This is a genomic window from Nitrospirota bacterium (assembly GCA_020846775.1).
Classification (GTDB): Bacteria; Nitrospirota; 9FT-COMBO-42-15; order HDB-SIOI813; family HDB-SIOI813; genus RBG-16-43-11.
Genome location: JADLDG010000066.1, coordinates 1 through 3,690 on the forward strand (window position 1 = coordinate 1; position 3,690 = coordinate 3,690).

The following is a 3,690-nucleotide window of genomic DNA, read 5'->3' on the forward strand; positions in this document are numbered from 1 at the left end:
CAATCAAAACACTGTATTGCTATACTCATATAAATAACTCCTTTAATTTATTAGTAATACTTTCAAAAAATATTTTATTTTTTAGGTGCCGTAATTTTTCCAGAACATCCCATGCATCCTCTTTACTCATCCCAATCTGTGATTGTTTAAAAACATCTATATCCAATATTATAGGGGCAAAGTTAGGATCTACAATTTGCTCAAGTGCTTGAGTAATTATGGCTACGACATCAAGTGAAGACTCGTGTATTACTACACGTGTGAGAAAACTGCTTACTCCCTGAGGTAAAGCATGCGGAACGACTGGTGGAGAAGTTAAATAATCACCAAAGTCTTTAATCGGGAGAGGAATGTTCAGTGTATTAATATACCTTAAAGCTACCCGTGTAATCAATTCCGGAGATGTTATTTCCGCATACATTTCCCATAATCTATATGCTTCAGCACGGAAAAGTTCCCATGTCTCATATGGTTTTAATCTGCTGAATGTAAGACCATCTGGTTTTGCTTGAACTACCTGAATCTGGTCAGAGGATGTATAGACATAGCCATTAATGGTATCTGTACCAGGTGATACAATGGATTCTTCCTGTTTAAATTCGATTCTGCTCTCCAATCTTCTAAGTATCTGCCTATTTGGATATTGATCAGAAATTAAGGCATATATAGAGTCTAATTGTTCTACCTCTATGCCTTTCTTTGGCTTAACCCGAATATCTATAAGTGCTTCAGTAATAGGTGCTTTTGAGAGGGAAGTATATTTATTCATCATTCTTTTCTCAATAAATTTCTATACTCTATCAATATGTTTGAAGTATAAATTATGTAATAATGTTTTTCATCAACCGTGATAGGAATTGTTCTTTCTATGTTAGCGTAACAGGGCGATAATTTTCTGTCAACGAAGATTTTACTTGATCCAGAATTACACGTCAGGGAACAAATAGGTACAGCCTTGCTTTTCTACCCGACCTCGGGTCCGGTCTGCTCTCGATTTCACTCATTTCAACCAGGAGTTGGACGTCCTTGAATACCCTGCTGTAATTAATGAATGCGGTTCAACCTTTTTTCCAACCGTAAGTTGTTGCGGACTATTATGTTACCTTAAACACAAACCCGGCATCGCTCAATGAAACATTCACCTCTTTTATCTGCTCGCCTGAAGCCATCCTCGAGAGTATTTCCTTGGACATCTCTGGCAGCAGGTTGTTGGTGAGGATGTGGTCAATATTTCTCGCCCCGCTTTCCACCTCTGTGCACCTGCTTGCAACTGATTCAACTATCTCATCACCAAAGTTGAAGACCACATTCCTGTTTTCCATCATCCTCTTTGATATTTTATTGAGTTTAAGTTTGACGATGAGGCGAAGATTTTTGTCAGTAATCGGGAAATAGGGAACCACCTTGAGCCGCCCTATAAATGCAGGTTTGAAATGCTTAATCAGTTCAGGCCTCAGCATCTCAGCCAGTGCCGCGGGTGCAGGCATTGTCTCCTCGTCGGCGCAAACCTTCATGATGGTATCTGTACCCATATTGGATGTGAGAATAATCAGCGTATTCTTGAAATCAATCTTGCGTCCCTCGCCGTCTTCAAGCATACCCTTATCAAAGACCTGATAGAAAAGTTCAATCACATCCGGATGGGCCTTTTCCACTTCGTCGAGCAGGACGACGCTGTACGGACGCTTACGAACCGCCTCTGTCAGCACTCCGCCTTCACCATAGCCGACATATCCGGGAGGCGACCCCTTGAGGCCTGAGACTGTATGCGCCTCCTGATACTCTGACATGTTGATTGTAATCAGATTCTGTTCGCCTCCGTACAGGAGTTCGGAGAGGGCAAGGGCTGTCTCGGTTTTTCCGACGCCGCTTGGACCAACGAACATAAAGACGGCCTTTGGTTTTGAAGGGTCCTCAATGCCTGCATGTGCCGTCTGAATCATCTGCGCCATTGCCTTTAATGCATGGTCCTGTCCTATGATCCTCTTCCCGATCAGCGCCTCCAGGCTGAGTACTGCCGTAATTTCATCGGTCAACATACGCCCTGTAGGAATTCCTGTCCAGCCTGATATAACCTCTGAGATGGTCTGGGAATCAACCGAAATCTGAACTAATGGGGAGTCTGCCTGCACCTCCTTTAATTCCTGCTCTATCTTAATCAGCTCTTCTTTATACCCTGCCAATGACGGGTCAACAGGGTTCTTGAGATAAGCCTCATGGATCTTCTGCCTTATCTCCATTATTTTATTTGCCACCGCCATCTCTGCCTGCCATTTCGTGGTGAGCTCATCCCTTCGAATCCCGACTGCCTCCTTATCTTTTGACAGTGATTCAAGGCGTTCGGTATGTTCATTTCCCATGAGTGATTCTTTTTCAAGTATCTTCATCTCACTCTCTATGTTGCCAATCTGACGGATTGCCTCCTCTACTTGAGGAGGACTTGTTGTGAGTCCTATGGCTACCCTCGCACAGGATGTATCCAGGACGCTCACTGCCTTGTCAGGCAATTGCCGGGCTGTGATATAGCGGTGGGATAACCGGACTGCATCCCGCAGCGCCTCGTCTGTGATCATGACATTATGATGTTTTTCAAGAAACGGGGAGATTCCCCTCATCATGACCATTGCCTTTTCCTCATCAGGCTCTTCAACCTTGACTACCTGAAATCTGCGCGCAAGGGCGGCATCCTTTTCAAAATATTTTTTATACTCCGCCCATGTGGTAGCGGCAATTGTGCGGAGCTCACCGCGGGCAAGTGCCGGCTTCAGGAGATTTGCTGCATCACCTGAACCTGCTGCACCTCCAGCTCCTATAAGGGTATGGGCCTCATCAATAAAAAGGACTATCGGGACCGGCGACGCCTTGACCTCTTCAATTATGGATTTGAGGCGGCCTTCAAATTCCCCCTTAATCCCTGCACCTGCCTGAAGGAGACCCAGATCAAGCGTCTGCACTGCCACATTCCTCAATGGAGGAGGGACATCACCCTGGGCTATCCTCAACGCGAATCCTTCAACCACTGCAGTCTTTCCGACACCTGCCTCTCCGGTTAGTATTGGATTATTCTGTCTGCGGCGTATCAGGATATCTATCATCTGTCTTATCTCAAAATCACGCCCGAGGACCGGATCAATTTCACCTTTGCGCGCCTTTTCTGTCAGGTTTATTGTGAACTGGTCAAGCGCCTTGGTGCCTTTTGCAGGTATGCCGGCGGGACTTGTCATTCCTGCTCCTGCGGATTGCATCTCATGGTCTTCACTGGAGCCTGAGATGATGTCTGAAAAACTCTGGCTCAGTGTCTCCACAGATATCTTCTTAAACTCGCCCGAACTTGCATTAAGCATACTGGCCATTTCTTCGACACTCATCAGTGCAAGAATGATATGTCCGGAACGAACCACAGGGGCCTTATAATCAATTGACGAAATAAGCCATGCATCCTGTACCATCTTTGGAATACGGGGCGAAAGCGCAGGTGTCCTCGCATTGCCCCGTTTGAAGCCCTCCATAGCCCGCGTCAGTTCATTTACCAGGCGAGTCTCATTAATCTCAAAATGTCTCAATATCTTTTGAATATCAGTGTCCGGCATTTCAAGTAGTTTGATAAGGAAGTGCTCAATGTCCACTTCATAATGGGTTTGAGAAAGACATAAACCGGCCGCTGATTCAAGGGCCCTCCGGCAGGTTTCA

General features: G+C 45.4%; 2 protein-coding genes. Both read right to left on the reverse strand.

The features are described 5' to 3' along the window. Nucleotides 1-25 precede the first annotated feature (25 nt). Nucleotides 26-772: a TIGR04255 family protein gene (locus tag IT392_09265; protein MCC6544675.1), complete on the reverse strand. Its 747-nt coding sequence runs from the start codon at nt 770-772 to the stop codon at nt 26-28. A gap of 322 nt (nt 773-1,094) precedes the next feature. Then, nucleotides 1,095-3,690, reverse strand: a 2,596-nt coding sequence (gene tssH / locus IT392_09270) for a type VI secretion system ATPase TssH (GenBank protein MCC6544676.1), incomplete at its 5' end; no start/stop codon positions are given.

Bases quoted from the DNA above. Each gene is read 5' to 3' on its own strand.
- IT392_09265 (MCC6544675.1), bottom strand. From the start codon at position 772: ATGATGAATAAATATACTTCCCTCTCAAAAGCACCTATTACTGAAGCA.